The following is a 16,837-nucleotide window of genomic DNA, read 5'->3' as shown; positions in this document are numbered from 1 at the left end:
GTTACCCAGTTGCCTTGATGAGCGCCAGGACCTTGCGAAATTCAGGGTGTTCGCAATGATGCAGCCACTCAAACAAGACCATTTCATGCGTCACAACGGTGGCGCCGGCCTGCATGAGGCGGTTCATTGCAGCGGCGTGGTCACTTGCGCGACGGGAACCGCTGGCGTTGTCGACTACCCAGACGCGTTTGCCCGCGCGCAGCAGACCCAGGGCGGTTTGCAACAGACATACATGTGCCTCGCACCCAGCGATGACGACCTGATCGCAGCCGCTCTGGGTCGCTTCCAGTGCGTCCAGCAGGCCATCTGCACAAGCGTCGAAATGCATTTTTTGTACCGTGCTGCTGCATTCGTCTGTGATTGCTTTCAGATTAGGACCGAGCTTGCCCGGATTCTGTTCTGTGCCGACCACTGGGATACCCAGTATTCGGGCGCCTTGCGCGAGCCGACAGGCAATCGCGGCCACCGCAGAACCGTTGGAAATCGCAGGCATTAAACGCGCCTGATAATCGACCAATACCAGGACACAAGCTTGCGCGCTTATCACATTCATTCATTTCTCCCGACGGGCTTGATCCGTCCGACTATTTTTTCATCGGACCGTTCATAGGCATTGTGCAATGCTTTCCTTTGCGACCGATTTAATGCGACTAGTATGAAGATCTGTACGCCGCAAAGCAAGTCCGGAAATCTCGCATCCGGGACTCTACGGATTCTATTTGTCGCTAAATAAGCGGTATGATGCAATCAAAAGAGAGGAGATAACGTAATGAGTTATAGCGAGTTTTATCGTCGTTCAATTGAGCAGCCCGACGATTTCTGGCGCGAACAGTCGCAATTGGTCGACTGGTTTGAGCCGTTCACACAGGTTCATGATGGCAGCAAGGCACCTTTTGATCGCTGGTTTATTGATGGCAAACTGAATCTATGCCACAACGCCGTCGATCGTCACGCTCAGGTGCGACCCGACGACCGTGCCCTCATCTGGTGCTCTACGGAAGTCGATCAGGAAAAAATCTACACATTCAGGGACCTGCTTCAGGAAGTGCAGGCCATGGCCGCCTCGTTGCGCTCGCTGGGTGTGACCAAAGGGGACCGGGTCCTCATCTACATGCCCATGATTCCTGAAGCCGTATTCGCCATGCTGGCCTGTGCGCGAATCGGCGCAATTCATTGCGTGGTCTTCGGCGGATTTGCCAGCGTCAGCCTGGCCTCGCGGATCGAAGATGCGTCGCCCAAGGTCATTGTCTCCGCAGATGCAGGATCACGCGGCGCCAAGGTTATCCCATACAAGCCGCTGCTTGACGGCGCCATCGAACAATCCACACACAAACCGGCGCATGTCGTTCTGGTGGACCGCCAGCTGGCGCCATGGCAGGCCGTACCGGACCGTGATATTGACTACGCGACATTGCGCGCCACGCAGCTGGATCAACCAGTGCCATGTACGCCACTGGATGCGACCGATATCAGTTATACGCTATACACGAGCGGCACAACCGGCAAACCCAAAGGCGTGCAGCGGGATGTGGGTGGCTATGCGGTGGCGCTCGCTGCCAGCATGAAGCATATTTTCCTGGCCAAGCCAGGGCGGTCTTTTTTTGCTACCAGCGATGTGGGCTGGGTGGTGGGTCACAGCTATATTGTCTACGGCCCGCTGCTCGCCGGCATGGCAACCGTCCTGTACGAAGGCACCCCGATCCGTCCTGACCCTTCCATATGGTGGCGGCTCGTGGAAAAATATCAGGTCACCTCCATGTTCAGTGCGCCTACCGCCATACGCGTTCTCAAAAAGGAAGGCCCCACCGCATCCGAAGGCTACGATCTGAGTTCCCTGCAGGCCCTGTTTCTTGCCGGTGAGCCGCTGGACGAAACAACATCGTCGTGGGTTTCGCAAACATTGCAGGTACCCGTCATCGACAACTATTGGCAAACGGAATCGGGCTGGCCGATTCTGACCTTGCCCAGGGGCGTCGAGCCATTGCCAACCAAAGCAGGCAGTACGGGGTTGCCCGTGTATGGGTATAAGGTTCGGGTCATGGACGAATCGACCGGAAAGCCCGTTACCGAGCCAGGACGAAAAGGTCTTATCGTACTTGAGCGACCATTGCCGCCGGGTTTTATGCAGACGGTCTGGCAAGACGACACCCGGTTTATCAACACCTACTGGCAATCCGTCCCCGGCCAAAGCGTATACAGTACGTTCGATTGGGGCTATCAGGATGAAGACGGCTATTGCTTTATCGCGGGTCGCAGCGACGATGTGATCAATGTCGCGGGGCATCGGCTGGGTACGGGTGAAATCGAAGCCAGTATCGCCACGAATGCCAGCGTTGCCGAAGTGGCCGTCGTCGGGGTCAAGGATGATGTGAAAGGGCAGGTCGCTGTTGCGTTCGTCACCTTGAAACAAGCGGGTGCGGCCGATGATGCCGGGACACTGCAGGGAACCATTTGCAAGACAGTAGAGCAGCAAATTGGCGCGGTTGCGCGTCCATCGCATGTTTATTTTGTCGAGGCCTTGCCTAAAACCCGATCCGGCAAGCTGCTTCGCCGTGCCTTGCAGGCAGTGGCCGAAGGCCGGGACCCGGGCGATCTGAGCACAATGGAAGACCCGGCAGCCTTGCAGCACATAGAACAACAATTCAGGAAGGGCTAGCCAGGCGTCTCTGATACCGCCGCTGTCACGACGGTAAGCGTGCACACACCGGTGTCATGGCTGCCGTTCATCGGATCATCAATTCGATTGGCTCACACTATGATCGCCGTCTTCCGGGGCGATCAGCTTATCCGGGGCTCTAGCCCGCTTGCTTTGGTCTTTTTCTGCAGATATTAAGTTAAATATTAATACGCGGCCAATCTTGCGTATTAACAGGTTTTTCAGTGAAATCAGCAGGATGGAAAACAGATCGGCCACAAATCGCATTTCTTCAATATTACAAATGCAAGTATTTTATGATTCCCTGAAATGGTCTGGGCGTTGAAAATGCGAATAATGGACACTCGATTTTGTTATTTCAAAAGGAACGTCATGATGATGAAGAGAAGTACACGCTCACTGTTTCTGCTTGCTGCGTTTTCAGGCATGGTGGGATTAGCAGGTTGTGCTGGTGACGGATACGGATCCAGCGAGCCAACTGCGGGTGCCGGTTCTGACGCAACGATGACTTCGCCAGCTCCTGTTTCCGATTCAACACAACCCGCGCCAACGCAGTCTGCGCCAGCACCCATGCCAGCCGCACCGGCGACCGGTCAGCCTTAAGCTGACTGCAAGGTGTGAATGTTTAACGCATTCACGCAGCATATTGTTGAAGGCCGCCAGAGTCGCGGCCTTCAACATGTGTCCAACGGGAAAACGTGTTTTCAGAAATTGCCGGAAAAAATACGATCATCAATTCGGACCATAGAACTCGCGCAGATCCTGGGTGCTTACCGGTTGTACCGATGGCCTGTCCACATAGACCGCCGGGCTGTAGGCCGGCGTCGCGCTGACTACACGGTTGCTATTACGTTGCATCTGATTGTTGTTGATCTGATTAACAGCCGCAACGGGACGTTCCGGCAGCCCTTTTGCCGTGGCGTAAGCGGGGCACGTTCTGCCTGTTGACTCGTAGGCTTTACGGTTAACGTCTTCACCAAAGCAGAAAAAGCGCATATCGGCAACGTCCTTATATCCGAGCTTATAGGCAATACTGGTGTCTTCACGCGCGTTACACGCTTCAGACTCACCAGCCATCGAGCCGCCAATGCCAAAGCCGGTGACGCCAATTCCAAGTGTACTGGACTGTCCGCAGTTATTGACACCGCCAAACATACTGGGAGGCGCATAGACATTGGGTGTCGTGTGGACTGTTTGCGTACGCCTCTGCTCTGAACCACCGAACGTGAGATCAACCACCGCCGCTGCACCTGAATCGGCCGATTGATTTGAGTTCGAAGTAGACCCGCTGGATGCATTGGAATTGGAGCCGGACATCGCGCCGGCCGATTGCGCATAGACTTGTGGTGATAACAGGAGTCCGAGGATAACGACAAGTATCAGTTTCATGGCAATTCCTTACGGAGAGCACAGCGTCTCTCCGAGAAAACGGTTACGTTGATTGTTCCCTTATCTGGTGCGCACCTGCGTCAAGGCGTCCAGTGAAAAAAGGTCCCGATTGTTCCAAAGTTACCACCCGCTCCTGAATTAAATGTGCCGCCCGCGTTGGCACTGGAGCTTTGTCCTGCGAAACCCGTAGAAAAGCCGGTATTCGTCTGAGTGGAAATAGACTGACCGCCGGTTTGTGTCGCCACGCCGTCCGGTCCGCCGATGACCTGTGCAGCGGATGCTGTCTGGTTGGAAGCTGCAGATGAATTGCCTGCTGATCCCGTTCCAATTGAACCCTGACTGCCGCTAGCCGATGAGCCACCACTGGCCGAACTGCCTGCGCCACCGTTGGTTGCAAAGGCGCCGATGGTAAAGGTCTGTGCCGAAACCGCTGTAGATGCGAGTGCCAGCGCTGCCAACAAAAGAAATTTTTTCATTTTTATACTCCCTGAGTATTCTTTTCGACTGATCGTTGCGAGCGAGAGGTAACCAGGTCCATGTTCTATTCCTTATCTTTTTGGATAGGTGAAAAGAGTCGGAATGAATTTGAACACTGCCTGGTTCCCGCCGTTTACAGCCGAGTCAGAAAAAATTATGGTGCAAAGCTGAGGAACCCACCAATGGTGCCGAATCCGCCGGAAGCGCCGGAACCGAAGGTACCACCAGATCCTGCATTTGAACCCTGCGCAGCAAGGCCCAACGCGCCGCCGGTATTGGTTTGCGTGGACAGGGAATTGCCTTCAGTAATCGTAGTCACACCACCGAAACTGCCAGAGACTTGCGCGCCTGACATTGTCTGGTTCTGGGCGGCAGAGGAATTGCTTGCTGCGCCGGCCAGGATCGAACCCTGACCACCAGATGCGTTAGACCCGCCAGATGCAGTGCTGCCCGCTGTGCCGCCTACACCATAAAATCCGCCGGTAAGACTAGCGGCATATACGCCTGTTGAAGCCAGAGCCATGGCGCATGCAGAGATCAAAAGTAGTTTTTTCATTTTGCTGCTCCTTAGAAGGATGTGTGATGCATTAAAGTCCCGGACCCCATGTCCGGATTTCAGATCGACAACAACTACATTTCTCTGCTTGAATCCGCGCAATATACGCACCTTAGATTGATAGAGATTGCAGATGTAATCGGTCCAAATTTGCTGACCAGACAACCAATTTAGTTACAAATATTTATTTACGATAATCAACATTGGTAATATATAAGAATTAATTAGTTACCTGATTTAAAGTTGTTTTACCGGCGACGAGCAAACAAAAGTCCGCGCATGCCGCATGCATTATCGGAAATGAAGGAGCTGAGTGAGAACTATGGTTCAATTTGCAAAGTAAATATATTCTTTATATATCAATAAGATAATTAAGAATTTTCTGTACGTTTTGCTTTAATTATTGTGCCGTCGCTTTTCCTCAATTTTTTCTTTCCTAATAATTATTAATTTTTTACTACGATTGCAGTGTGTGCTTTTGTTTTTACATTTGCAATGCATTTTTAAAAATAATATTACTAAATATTACTTGATATAAAATATTTATAAGATTGAAACAGCGTGAATTTCAGGCGGTTTTGGATTTGCAGGCGCAGCAATATTGTTGCAAAGTCATTGAAAAATCACCCTCCTTGATCGGTCAAAAAAAGGTGCCGAGAATACAGAAATGGCATGACACCGTTTCAGCGAAATAATGCGCATTGATGACGCCGATTGTGTGCAAGCGCAATAGGCAACCGAAACGACTTTTCAGTTGCTCAGTCCAGTGACCAAAATTCATCGGATTTTATTTTGTCGGGCTGTTGCTATTTCGACGCTTTGATCGTTGTATCAACAGAAAAAAAATGAATTGTTGGCATTGACAACAAGTTAAAAATCAACGATCGAACTCGTCAGCGATATACGCGTATGTGGCGAAGGGTTTAATTGTTTTCGATTCGGGAAAACGCTATGTTGATATTTTTATGTACAGGTGTAATATCCGAATCGCAAACAGGATGGAACTCGTTAAAGAATAAAATTCTGTTCGTACTAGGCAAATTAATTTTAAGTATCCACCTGGGGATGGGCAAAAAAACTGCCTCACACAAATATGAGTGTGAGGTTTTTTTTATTGCGATTATCTCAGTACTGCATCCAGGCTTGTTTTTACTTCAATCAAATATGGCTCATGAGAGAGCAGACCTCGGTTGATTGCGGCCGCGACTTGCTCCTCGTCTTCTACACGTTCCGCCTTCATGCCAAACGCACCGGCCAGCCCGACAAAATCGGGATTGGTCAGTGTGGTGCCTGTATGTCTGTGCGGATAGAAAATATGCTGGTGAACACGAATCGAACCATAGCTGTTGTTGTTGGACAGAATAATCAGGATCGGCAGCTTGCGCTGGACAGCAGTAATGATCTCATTGCCGGTCATCAGAAATCCACCATCACCAATCAGGCATACCACCTTGTCTTGCGGCATCCGCATCTGCGCCGCGATGGCTGCCGGAACACCATGGCCCATTGCACCCGAGCATGAGGCGAGTAGTCTTTGTCCTCTCCTGAATGAAAAGTTCCTGTAAACCGAAGTGGCAAACGTGCCTGTGTCCAGGCAGAGCGTCAGATTTTCTTGCGTTTGCTTTTCCAGTTCATGCACGACTGCAGAAAAAGGAATGCCGTCTGCGGCAACGCAGGTTGGCCATTGTGAAGCCTTACGCTGTTCTGTGCTGATCGCATCAATCCAGGAAGTGCCCGGTTGGCAATTTGACCGGGAGTCTTCCAGTGATAGCAATTGATTGATCAGCGTGACGGGATCTGCAGTAAGCCCCATATCAGCCACAAAGGTCTTATTCACTACCTGGTCATCTGGAAAACAGTGAATTAAAAACTGCTCGGGGCGGGGCTCTGCGGGAAACGTATATCCTTGCGTGGTGATATCGTCAAGTTGTGTCCCCAATGCAAAAAGCAGATCACTGGACGCGAACAGCTCGTGTTGTTCTTTGCGCATAGTCAAATCCAGATGGCCCGCGTACAAAGGATGGTCGTTGGGAAATAAATCATTTTGCCGAAACGCAACGGCAACCGGCAGTTTGTATTTCTCTGATAGTGCCAGCAATGCTTCTCGTCCGGATTCTCGACGTCCAATCATGCTGCCGGCGATTATCAGCGGCCGTTGTGAACTGATGAGTCGTTCATGAATGTGCGCCAAGGTTGCAGCAGAGGCCAGGGTGAGCTGGGCAGGTACAGAGATTAATGGACGAAGGGGTACCGGCTGTTGCTGAATATCTTCGGGGATGACCAGAACAACAGGCCCAGGTGTACCGGACGTCGCCACGCGTATGGCTTTGAAAGCGGCTGTCGCCAGATCTTCGGGCGTCGTAGCCTCATATACCCATTTGGCCATTGCGCCAAACATTTTTTGGTAATCGATCTCCTGGAAGGCATCCTTGCGCAAATCGCGCCGCGGAACTTGTCCGATAATCAGGATCAGTGGAACGCCATCCTGCTGGGCAGCATGCACGCCGATGGATGCGTTGGTTGCGCCCGGACCTCGGCTGACCATGACCAGGCCTGGCCGGCCTGTGAGTTTGCCGTCGACTTCCGCCATAAAGGCAGCGCCGCCTTCGTGGCGACAGACGACGACGTCCATTGACTTGAAATCATTCAGGGCATCAAGTACGCCCAGATAGCTCTCGCCCGGCACAATATACGCCCGGTCGATTCCGTTTTCTGCAAAAACGCCGATCATGGCGTGTGCGCTGGTCGCATGGGTAAGACGGATATTCAATTTTCTTCTCAATAGAATCGCAATGAAATCAGTCTAGCAGCGTGCTCAGTATTTCAGCAATGGCATGACTTCTCTATCAGTTATACTCAATATGCACATCTGAAAGGGAGTCATTCATGGACCTCAAACGATTTGAATTTCTCTGCCGAATTGCCGATTACGGCAGTTTTTCCAAAGCAGCGTCTGTCATCGGCATGACGCAGCCATCCCTGGGAAGACAGATCCGCAAACTCGAAAATGAGTGCGGCATCGTTCTGCTTTACCGCAATGGCAGGGGCGCCTCGCTCACGCCAGAGGGCGCGGCATTGCTTGAGCGGGTACGACCGCTATTGAACGAAATTGATTCCGCGATTGCGGATCTGCAATCTGATCACCATGCTGTGCGAGGCACGGTTTCATTAGGCATGACACCGGCGCTCAGTCGTATTGTGGGATTCGGTCTGTTGACTGCGGTCCGAAAAAATTACCCCAGGGTCGCACTGAATATCGTGACAGGTTACAGCGGCTACTTGCTTGAATGGCTGACGACCGGGCGGATTGATGTGGGTGTTCTGGACAATGCCAGACGAGCCGATCATTTGATTTTTGATCATCTGGCACAGTTGCGCCTGTCGCTCGTGTCCGCCAAAAGCACCGAGCCTGCAGGAAGCCGGGGCGGAAAGACCGTCCGCGTCTCGGCACTCAGGAATCTGCCGCTGGTGCTGCCAACCCGCAACCATGGCTTGCGCAGGACGATGGATCTGGCTGCGGTCAATGCCGGAATCAGACTGAATATTCCATTTGAAATTGATGCTCACGATCTGGTTCGGGAGATTGTGCTTGCGGGCCAGGCCCATACCATTATGTCAGCGCTGGCGGTGCGAGCTGAGGTAGAGGAGGAACGCCTGACCGTAAAACTGCTCACTCCGGCCGTCACGACCCATCTTTTATGCGGTACGTCCTCAAACCGGCCGGTGACGACAGCGGCACGCGTGGTGATTAAGCTGTTGCAAGATATGCTTTGTGAATTGGCGCAGCAACCGGCGAACGGTAATCAGTTGACGGTAACTTGATAGCGATCGCGGAAGAGGGCGTAAGCGACACGGTTACAGACGATGATTGCGATGCAGCGATGGCTCGTTCGTTTAGCCGACGCCCGGTTTCTGCACGCGGCAGGGATGAATCGATATATGATTCGTCTTGTTGGATTATTCACGCGAAACAGATACTATTTGCTCCTTCCCGGGGCAGGTGTGTCGTGATGATTTCGGAGGCTCGCTTGCTAAACTGGTTTGAAAAACGACTCAACCCATTCCCGCCTGAAGAGGGGCCGTTGCCTCCTAAAGGCTTGTTTTCTTTTATATGGTTTTGCACACGCGGCTCGCGCCGCTATATTGCGCTGCTGGCGCTGCTCAGTGCCGCTGTCTCCATTTACGAAGCCTGGCTATTCGCCTTTCTCGGGCAGGTGGTCGATCTGCTTGCCGCCTGGAAAGCGGGTGATCCGGAAGCGGCCAGTGAACAACGCGTCCTGTGGAGCATCGGCATCGTGCTGGTTGTCAGTGTCGTTGTTGTAGCGCTGCGCACGCTGATGCAGCATCAGGTGATCGCGATCAACCTGCCCTTGCGGTTGCGTTGGGATTTTCACCGTCTCATGCTCAGGCAAAGTCTGTCATTTTTCTTTGACGAGTTTGCCGGTCGTGTCACCACCAAGGTGATGCAGACCGCGCTGGCGGTGCGCGAAGTATTGTTAACTTTTGTTGAAATTGTGCTGGGTATCGGCGTTTATTTCATCACGATTATCGCGCTTGCCGCCGGATTTGACTGGCGGCTCATGCTGCCGTTCATTGCCTGGATTACGCTTTTTGGTCTGGCCATCGCGTATTTCGTGCCTCGGCTAGGCAAGGTGGGGCAGGAGCAGGCTCATGCGCGATCTTCAATGACGGGCCGTATCACCGACGCCTATTCCAATATCACAACTGTCAAATTGTTCTCGCATACCCGGCGTGAAGCCCACTTTGCCCGCGCCGCGATGGAGGATTTCAAGCTCACAGGCTATCGGCAGATGCGGCTGGTCAGTCAGTTCGAAATCGTCAATCAGGCGCTGGTGTCGGGTCTGATTTTTGCAGCGGGCGGTTATGCTGTGGTGCTCTGGCACGGCGACGAGATCGGTACCGGAGCGGTTGCAGCCGTGACTGCCATGGCTTTGCGGGTCAATGGCATGTCTCACTGGATCATGTGGCAGATGGCGTCGTTATTTGAAAATATCGGCACGGTACAGGACGGTATCGCGACCTTGACGCGCGTCGCCAAGGTGCAGGATGCGCCCGATGCACCTGCCTTGAAGGTAGCCAGCGGGGAAGTGACTTTCGATAACGTTTTTTTCAACTATAACGGGGAGCGTCAGGTGCTGGACGGGTTGTCGCTGACTGTGCGGCCTGGTGAGCGTATCGGTCTGGTGGGTCATTCCGGGGCCGGCAAATCGACATTAATCAATCTTCTGTTGCGCTTTTATGACGTAGATGGTGGCCGGATTTTGATCGACGGCCAGGATATTGCCCAGGTGACGCAGGATAGCCTGCGCAGTGCAATCGGGATGGTCACGCAGGATACCTCGCTGCTGCATCGTTCTATTCGCGACAACATCGCGTATGGTCTGCCCGATGCCACTGATGCGGATGTCAAAAGGGCGGCTATTGAGGCGCATGCTGATGAGTTCATTTGCCAATTGACCGATCCCCAAGGGCGTCAGGGTTACGAGACGCAGGTGGGCGAGCGTGGCGTCAAATTGTCCGGCGGTCAGCGTCAGCGCATTGCCATTGCGCGCGTCATGCTCAAGAACGCGCCGATTCTGCTGCTGGATGAGGCCACCAGCGCGCTGGACTCTGAGGTCGAAGCGGCCATTCAGGAAAGCCTGGACGAAATGATGCAGGGTAAAACCGTGATTGCCATTGCACACCGGCTCTCTACCATTGCGGCCATGGACAGGCTGGTTGTGATGGAAGAAGGGCGGATTGTCGAACAAGGAAGTCACGCCGAACTGCTTAAAAAGAACGGGATTTATGCACGGTTGTGGCACCGCCAGAGCGGCGGCTTTTTGGGCGGGGAAAGCGAGGAAATCTACAGCGAAGCGCAATTTTGAAACATCATTTTGCGCAAGCCGCAAGCCGCAAGCCGCAAGCCGCAAGCCGCAAGCCGCAAGCCGCAAGCCCTGACCCAGAACCCAGGGCATTGCGGCGGCGTGCCCAACGTACGCCACCGCAAACCCAGGCTATCTTCTGACCGACGTTGTCACTCAATCCGCATAGGTACGCGAATTGGGCGTTTTGACCAGGCATTCCGTGGGCACTTTCTTGCCCGTTCCCAGCACAAAATTCACAGTCACCTTGTCACCAACTTTAAGCCCCGCAGTGGGCTTTTCAAACATGGCGTGATAGGAGCCCGGTTTGAACTCAATGGTTTTGCCGGGATCAATCTGCACATTGTGCACCATGTGCATTCTGGATTGCCCTCCCTGTTCCATGGTCTGGTGCAGCATGGTCGTGGCAAACGCCTGCGTTTCCAGATGCGTCAGAATGGCCGGTCTCGCAGTATCCTTGTTGTGGATTTTAAAATACCCGCCAGAGGGCACGGCAGCGGGCAGCAGGCGGATCCAGCATGACTCGATCTGCACGTGGTCGCTTCCCTTGTCCGCATTTGTGGCGCCATGGTCCATTCCGGCCATATGCCCATGGGCCTGAGCGTTCTGTGGTTGACCGGCGGCTGCCGCGTGATCATGAGCCGATGCTGACGTGCTCATTAATGTAGCAGTCACGAACAATGAAGAAATAATGATAGATTTTTTCATGAGTTTTCCTGTTGAAAAAGAGTCGATAAATAAACGTGATGTTGAGAACGAGGGCCGATGAAATCAGGTAGAAGACAGGGCCAGTGCCGCGCTGCGCTGTCCCCGTTTCCACCTCACCAAATCAACGACGAGAAACGCGCTCAGACTGACTCCCATCACGGGTAAAGCAATGCTCAATGCGACAGCTACGATAACTGAAATAATCCGGCCCCAAAAGGCCAGCGCCAGCCAGGCGGCCACAAGCGTTCTGACCGGCGACTCAGCCGATGCGACCGGCTTTCTGATCCACCACATGCGGTATCCCAATCCGATCATGAAGCACAAGCCGACGCCGAAAGCGATCAGAATGAGTTGATTAGGCAGACCGAAAAGAATGCCCATGTGGGCATCGACGCCCCACCGGGTGAGTTTGGCGGCCAGGGGAAATGCTTCGAAACGGGTGCGATCGACTACACTGAAATCCTGCGGGTCAATGGCAACGGCATCGACCCGGGTAGGCCAGCGACGATCCACTTCCGTGACGGTCCAGGCTTTGCCGACAGCCTTTGGTGCGCGAATTTCTACTTTTTCTGCCAGGATGCCAGCCTGTCTTGCAGAGGAAAGCGCACGTTGCCAATCGGCGCTGACAGTTGTCATACCGGGCGCTGCGGCGCCATGTCCCGCATGCGGATCGCCGTTTGCCGCGTGGCTCATTTGCTCTGCATGATGAGACAGTGTCGTATTAACCTGCGGGGTCAGCCATCCAAGATCTGCTCGCAAACTATTGATATTCCCACCTGCCCATTTGGACCAGGTCAGGCCGGTGACCGACACAAACAGCAGTCCCAAAAACAGAACCAGACCTACGGTGGTATGCCAGCGGCGCGTGTTCATGAATCGGTTCGCAGCAGTGGGCGGGCCCCGCCGCGACCGCGTCCCTGCCCACAGCAGCAACCCTCCAAGGGCAGCAATCCATAACCAAGAGGCGGCCAGTTCACTGTAGTTGCGGCCAAGATCACCCAGCAGCAGATTACGGTGGAATTTGTCAATCCACATGCGCAGCGGCAGAACGCCGCTCGTACCGTATACGGTCATATCGCCCTTGATATCAAGCGTATACGGATCGACAAAGACGCCGCGTGATTCAGATTCGCCAAGCGTCGGATCGGAAAATTGCACCCGTGTCGTCTCTGTGGGGCCGGGTGCCGGTCGAATGGCATAAATCCTGGATTCAGGACCGGCATAAGTTCGGGCCGCATCGATCTGCTCGGATAACGCCCGGGAGGTGCCCTGCTGTTGAACAGTCAGCGCGTCCGTATATAAATAATTTTCCAGTTGAGGGCTCAGGATATACAGCGTTCCCGACAGCGCAGCAACGAAAATAAAGGGCGCTACAAACAGGCCGATATAAAAATGAATGCGTCGCAAAAATTGCAGAAGCGACGGCTTGAAAGCGGTTTTCGTATTGGGCACAGACATGTTTAATCCAATATAGAAATACGAGCAGGCTCGACAGACGGCAACCCGCCGCCCGCAGGGCAGTGATCGAAAAAGTCATTGAAGGGTGGGCGCGTTATCCGTGTAACGGTCTACGGAAAACAACGGCCGCCAGGAATGTGACACGCGGCGTGCCAATACAGCTGAAGAGAGACATGAGAACCTCGGAAAAGATGTGATCAGTGATGGGCCTGTGTCAATGCAGGCCAGGCATGAAAAATCAACCGAGGTGGGAAGGTGGGGCGCGGGATCCTAAAGGCGGGCCCTGTGCGGGCATGGGAGGCAAAGCCAGATTGCGCTGCCGGGCAGGCAGAGGCTGGCTCAGGACCGTCATGGCCGGCAGGATAGAAACGCTGGTCGGCAAGACGCCTTGCGAGGCGACCACGCCGAAAGCACAATGTTGTCCGGCGTTATGCTCGTCTGAAGATGAGTGCTTCGTCTTGCCTTGCAGGTCCAGCAGGATCGTTGCATTTCCCCCGCCTGCAGAACACAGCGTCAGTGCGATTGTGCCATTGCGGCTGGCGGACGAATCCGGCATATAGCCGCTGGGGATCGTGGACCGCAAAACAAAAGAGAGTACGGTCAGGCAAAAAAGTATTTGCCAGACTGCGAGTTCCTTGAGCGAAGACGGTTTCCGGAAAGCGAACATGGCGAAATTATATCGAATGTCCGCCAGAAAGACGGAATAATGCAGTGACCGGCAAGGAAAAGATTCCATGGTCAGCCAGGCGGGGTGCATACGTCAAGCCGTTGCATGCCGCCTGATTGAGGTTTGACCAAAAGGAGGTTAACCCGTCATGCGCTGTTCAGCCAGGGTTGACTGCTGATAGCCAAAATGGCCGACAAGCACCTGGGCGTCGGATTGGTCTTCAACTGTCAGCGAAGCCCGTTCCTTCTGCGGTTCAAGTACCCGGTCGCCGCTGGCATCGCGCACGCGTGTGACCAGTCCCATGCGGTTCATCAGTTCAATGAACGGCGCCGGGTTCAGTTCTTCCACGTTGACCATGTGTCCGACATCCCACTGGCCATCGGCGATCAGCATCGCCGCCGCTACAACCGGCACCCCGGCTGTGTAGGAAATAGCCTGGCTGCCCACTTCCTCAAAGCATGTCTTGTGATCACAAATGTTATAAACCAGCACTTCCTGCTTTTTCCCGTCTTTGCTGCCTTTGACCAGATCGCCGATGCAGGTTTTGCCGCTGTAGGTGGGTGCGAGCGACGCGGGGTCGGGCAAGATCGCTTTGACGACCTTTAACGGCACCACTTCCTGGCCCTCGGCGGTTCGCACGGGCTTTTCGGAGAGCAGGCCCAGGTTATTGAGCACATTGAATACATTGATATAGTGCTCGCCAAAGCCCATCCAGAAACGGATGTTGGGAACGCCCAGGTGTTTGGACATGGAATGCAGCTCGTCGTGTCCCGTCAGATAGGTCGCGTGCGTGCCGACGACCGGCATGTCCCATTCCTGACGGTGCTCGAACATTTTGTTCGCTTTCCATTGGTTCTTTTCCCACGACCAGACGGTTGAGGTGAATTCGCGAAAGTTGATTTCAGGATCGAAATTGGTGGCGAAATAGCGACCGTGACTGCCGGCGTTGATGTCGATAATATCGATGGAATCGACCTTGTCAAAATAGGTATCCAGCGCAAAACGCCCGTAGGCATTGACCACGCCCGGGTCGAAGCCGACGCCCAGCACGGCTGTGACACCCGCCTGGCTGCATTCTTCGCGGCGTTTCCATTCATAATTGCCATACCAGGGCGGCGCTTCGCAAACTTTTGCGGGGTCTTCGTGAATGGCGGTGTCCAGATAGGCGGCGCCGGCTTCAATGCACGCGCTCATAACGGCCATATTCAAAAACGGCGAGCCGGCATTGATCACGATCTGGCAGCCGGTCTCGCGGATCAGCGCTGTGGTGGCGGAGATATCAAGTGCGTCCAGCGCATGGGCCTTCAACTGGCCGGGACCACACTGGCTGTCTTTTTCGCGGATGGACGCGATAATGGCGTCGCATTTTGTGACGGTGCGCGAGGCAATATGGATATCGCCCAGCAAAATATTATTCTGGGCACATTTGTGTGCGGCGACGTGAGCGACGCCGCCGGCGCCGATAATCAGAACGTTGCGTTTCATTGGATAATCCCCCAAATTAAATGACAAGCAGCGCTGTCCTAGGACAGGCTGTTGACGTAGTCGTCAAAGGAAAAGTCGCGCACGACGCGCATGGAGCCATCGAAATCCCTGATTGCGATGGATGGCATATTGATACCGTTGAACCAGTTTTTCTTGACCATGGTGTAGCCCCCTGCGTCGCCAATCGAAATACGATCGCCGATTTGCAAGGGTTTGTTAAAACGGCCTTCGCCGAAAAAATCACCCGCCAGGCAGGTTTTGCCGCAGACCAGATAGGGGTGTTCACCGGCGCCATCCCCGACAGGCGCGGTTTCACGATAGATCAGCAGGTCCAGCATATGCGCTTCGGTGGAGCTGTCGACGACAGCAATGTTTTTTTCGTTGAAGCCGATGTCCAGTACGCTTACTTCAAGTGTTGTGCTGTGGCGCACGGCGGCCTCGCCGGGCTCCAGATAGACCTGAATGCCGTATTGTTCGGCGAAGCGGCGCAGGCGTTCACAAAAGGCATCCAGTGGATAGTCGTTTTCAGTAAAACTGATGCCGCCGCCCAGACTCACCCATTTGAGCTGCTGCAGAATGGACCCATAGCGCTGCTCAACTTCGGTCAGCAATTGATCGAATCGGGCAAAGTCATTGTTTTCACAGTTGTTATGAATCATCACACCATCGAGTTTGTCAACGACAGACAGGATGCGTGCAGGATCGGCCTCGCCCAGTCGGCTGTATTGCCGCGCGGGATCGGCCAGATCAAAGCCGGCGCAGCTGACGCCCGGGTTCAGGCGCAGCCCGATGGGCTTGTTCCCGGCCAGGGGTGCAAAGCGTGTGAGCTGGCTGATCGAATTGAAAATGATTTTGTCGCAATTGGCGACCACTTCTTCTATTTCGTGGTCGGCAAAGGCCACGCTATAGGCATGCGTTTCACCACCGAATTTCCGATAACCCAGTTTGACCTCGTAAAGCGAAGAAGACGTCGTGCCGTCCATATGTTCGCGCATCAGGTCGAAGACTGACCAGGTGGCGAAACATTTGAGCGCCAGCAGAACTTTGGCACCCGAACGTTCACGAATGTAATCGATGACCTCGAGATTGCGCAGCAGCGCGGATTTATCAATCAGATAATAGGGTGTTGAAAGCGTTTGCATGAATATATTACGTATCGGTCGGCGAAATGGCGTGGGTGGAAACGGGCTTGGCGGCTTTCTGGTGCAGCGGGATTTTTTTACCCAGCCGCTCCACGATGACCGCCGGACCATCGGGAAAGGAAGCCACGATTTGCAGCTTGCCGCCCAGGGCTTCAATGTAATGTTGCAATGTCGATACCAGCATATCGTTGCGTTTTTCAATACGCGAGATGGTGCCCTGACCGACGTCCAGTGTGATGGCCAGTTCTTCCTGAGTATGTCGTGTTGTTTTGCGCAGCTCTTTGAGCGTGGCTACTTTGATGGCAACCAGCTCGGTTGCGCCCACGCCTTTGTCTTCCCTGACCGTACGGCGGGAAGAGGGAGACGTGGTCTCTTTGCTGGATTTTTTCGGCATGTTCTGGCCCCTTGCGTGGA

Annotated in this window: 14 protein-coding genes; 3 read left to right on the top strand and 11 right to left on the bottom strand. The window is 53.8% G+C overall.

Translation table 11 applies throughout. The features are described from left to right. Position 1 precedes the first annotated feature (1 nt). Complete coding sequence (locus tag W822_RS24955) at positions 2–553, bottom strand: isochorismatase family protein (protein WP_024003215.1); 552 nt, start codon at positions 551–553, stop codon at positions 2–4. A 216-nt stretch (positions 554–769) separates the two neighbouring features. Here W822_RS24955 and W822_RS24950 point away from each other — a divergent pair, with 216 nt between their 5' ends. Then, the gene (locus W822_RS24950; RefSeq protein WP_024003214.1) at positions 770–2,656 is read left to right on the top strand and encodes a propionate--CoA ligase; all 1,887 of its coding nucleotides are present in this window, start codon (positions 770–772) and stop codon (positions 2,654–2,656) included. 732 nt (positions 2,657–3,388) lie between these two features. Here the strand turns inward: W822_RS24950 and W822_RS24940 are convergent. From W822_RS24940 to W822_RS24925, 4 genes are all read right to left on the bottom strand, one after another. Beyond that, on the bottom strand, positions 3,389–4,045 hold the full coding sequence (locus tag W822_RS24940) for a hypothetical protein (RefSeq protein WP_024003211.1): 657 nt from the start codon (positions 4,043–4,045) through the stop codon (positions 3,389–3,391). A gap of 80 nt (positions 4,046–4,125) precedes the next feature. Continuing rightward, positions 4,126–4,521, bottom strand: a complete 396-nt coding sequence (locus tag W822_RS24935; protein WP_024003210.1) for a hypothetical protein — start codon at positions 4,519–4,521, stop codon at positions 4,126–4,128. 155 nt (positions 4,522–4,676) lie between these two features. Then, positions 4,677–5,078 (bottom strand): hypothetical protein, encoded by a 402-nt coding sequence (locus W822_RS24930; RefSeq protein WP_024003209.1) that lies wholly within the window; start codon positions 5,076–5,078, stop codon positions 4,677–4,679. A 1,120-nt stretch (positions 5,079–6,198) separates the two neighbouring features. After that, the gene (locus tag W822_RS24925; protein ID WP_024003208.1) at positions 6,199–7,848 is read right to left on the bottom strand and encodes a thiamine pyrophosphate-dependent enzyme; all 1,650 of its coding nucleotides are present in this window, start codon (positions 7,846–7,848) and stop codon (positions 6,199–6,201) included. 116 nt (positions 7,849–7,964) lie between these two features. On the opposite strand from W822_RS24925, the gene W822_RS24920 reads away from it, so the two are divergent. Continuing rightward, positions 7,965–8,900 carry a LysR family transcriptional regulator gene (locus W822_RS24920; protein ID WP_024003207.1) on the top strand — a complete coding sequence of 312 codons (936 nt, stop codon included), beginning with the start codon at positions 7,965–7,967 and terminating at the stop codon, positions 8,898–8,900. Between the two features lie 206 nt (positions 8,901–9,106). Then, entirely contained in the window at positions 9,107–10,966 is a 1,860-nt protein-coding gene (locus tag W822_RS24915) for an ABC transporter ATP-binding protein (protein ID WP_024003206.1), read from the top strand. Between the two features lie 153 nt (positions 10,967–11,119). Here W822_RS24915 and W822_RS24910 read toward each other — a convergent pair whose 3' ends face one another. The 6 genes from W822_RS24910 to W822_RS24885 form a co-directional block, all read right to left on the bottom strand. After that, positions 11,120–11,671, bottom strand: a complete 552-nt coding sequence (locus W822_RS24910) for a copper chaperone PCu(A)C (RefSeq protein WP_051401566.1) — start codon at positions 11,669–11,671, stop codon at positions 11,120–11,122. Between the two features lie 63 nt (positions 11,672–11,734). Continuing rightward, the gene (locus W822_RS24905; protein ID WP_024003204.1) at positions 11,735–13,129 is read right to left on the bottom strand and encodes a PepSY-associated TM helix domain-containing protein; all 1,395 of its coding nucleotides are present in this window, start codon (positions 13,127–13,129) and stop codon (positions 11,735–11,737) included. Positions 13,130–13,367: 238 nt separating this feature from the next. Continuing rightward, positions 13,368–13,886: a DUF2946 family protein gene (locus W822_RS24900; RefSeq protein ID WP_024003203.1), complete on the bottom strand. Its 519-nt coding sequence runs from the start codon at positions 13,884–13,886 to the stop codon at positions 13,368–13,370. A gap of 48 nt (positions 13,887–13,934) precedes the next feature. Further along, positions 13,935–15,281, bottom strand: a complete 1,347-nt coding sequence (locus W822_RS24895; RefSeq protein ID WP_024003202.1) for a saccharopine dehydrogenase family protein — start codon at positions 15,279–15,281, stop codon at positions 13,935–13,937. A 38-nt stretch (positions 15,282–15,319) separates the two neighbouring features. Continuing rightward, on the bottom strand, positions 15,320–16,423 hold the full coding sequence (locus W822_RS24890; RefSeq protein ID WP_024003201.1) for a carboxynorspermidine decarboxylase: 1,104 nt from the start codon (positions 16,421–16,423) through the stop codon (positions 15,320–15,322). A gap of 7 nt (positions 16,424–16,430) precedes the next feature. Next, on the bottom strand, positions 16,431–16,817 hold the full coding sequence (locus W822_RS24885) for a helix-turn-helix domain-containing protein (RefSeq protein ID WP_024003200.1): 387 nt from the start codon (positions 16,815–16,817) through the stop codon (positions 16,431–16,433). Positions 16,818–16,837 lie beyond the last annotated feature (20 nt).

Origin of the sequence: Advenella kashmirensis W13003 (assembly GCF_000506985.1) — a bacterium.
Lineage (GTDB): Bacteria > Pseudomonadota > Gammaproteobacteria > Burkholderiales > Burkholderiaceae_B > Advenella > Advenella kashmirensis_A.
The sequence above is the reverse complement of the archived record's forward strand: the minus strand, read 5'-3'. Positions and strand labels throughout refer to the sequence as shown.

Bases quoted from the DNA above. Each gene is read 5' to 3' on its own strand.
- W822_RS24955 (WP_024003215.1), bottom strand. From the start codon at position 553: ATGAATGTGATAAGCGCGCAAGCTTGTGTCCTGGTATTGGTCGATTAT.
- W822_RS24950 (WP_024003214.1), top strand. From the start codon at position 770: ATGAGTTATAGCGAGTTTTATCGTCGTTCAATTGAGCAGCCCGACGAT.
- W822_RS24940 (WP_024003211.1), bottom strand. From the start codon at position 4,045: ATGAAACTGATACTTGTCGTTATCCTCGGACTCCTGTTATCACCACAA.
- W822_RS24935 (WP_024003210.1), bottom strand. From the start codon at position 4,521: ATGAAAAAATTTCTTTTGTTGGCAGCGCTGGCACTCGCATCTACAGCG.
- W822_RS24930 (WP_024003209.1), bottom strand. From the start codon at position 5,078: ATGAAAAAACTACTTTTGATCTCTGCATGCGCCATGGCTCTGGCTTCA.
- W822_RS24920 (WP_024003207.1), top strand. From the start codon at position 7,965: ATGGACCTCAAACGATTTGAATTTCTCTGCCGAATTGCCGATTACGGC.
- W822_RS24910 (WP_051401566.1), bottom strand. From the start codon at position 11,671: ATGAAAAAATCTATCATTATTTCTTCATTGTTCGTGACTGCTACATTA.
- W822_RS24905 (WP_024003204.1), bottom strand. From the start codon at position 13,129: ATGTCTGTGCCCAATACGAAAACCGCTTTCAAGCCGTCGCTTCTGCAA.
- W822_RS24900 (WP_024003203.1), bottom strand. From the start codon at position 13,886: ATGCACCCCGCCTGGCTGACCATGGAATCTTTTCCTTGCCGGTCACTG.
- W822_RS24895 (WP_024003202.1), bottom strand. From the start codon at position 15,281: ATGAAACGCAACGTTCTGATTATCGGCGCCGGCGGCGTCGCTCACGTC.
- W822_RS24890 (WP_024003201.1), bottom strand. From the start codon at position 16,423: ATGCAAACGCTTTCAACACCCTATTATCTGATTGATAAATCCGCGCTG.
- W822_RS24885 (WP_024003200.1), bottom strand. From the start codon at position 16,817: ATGCCGAAAAAATCCAGCAAAGAGACCACGTCTCCCTCTTCCCGCCGT.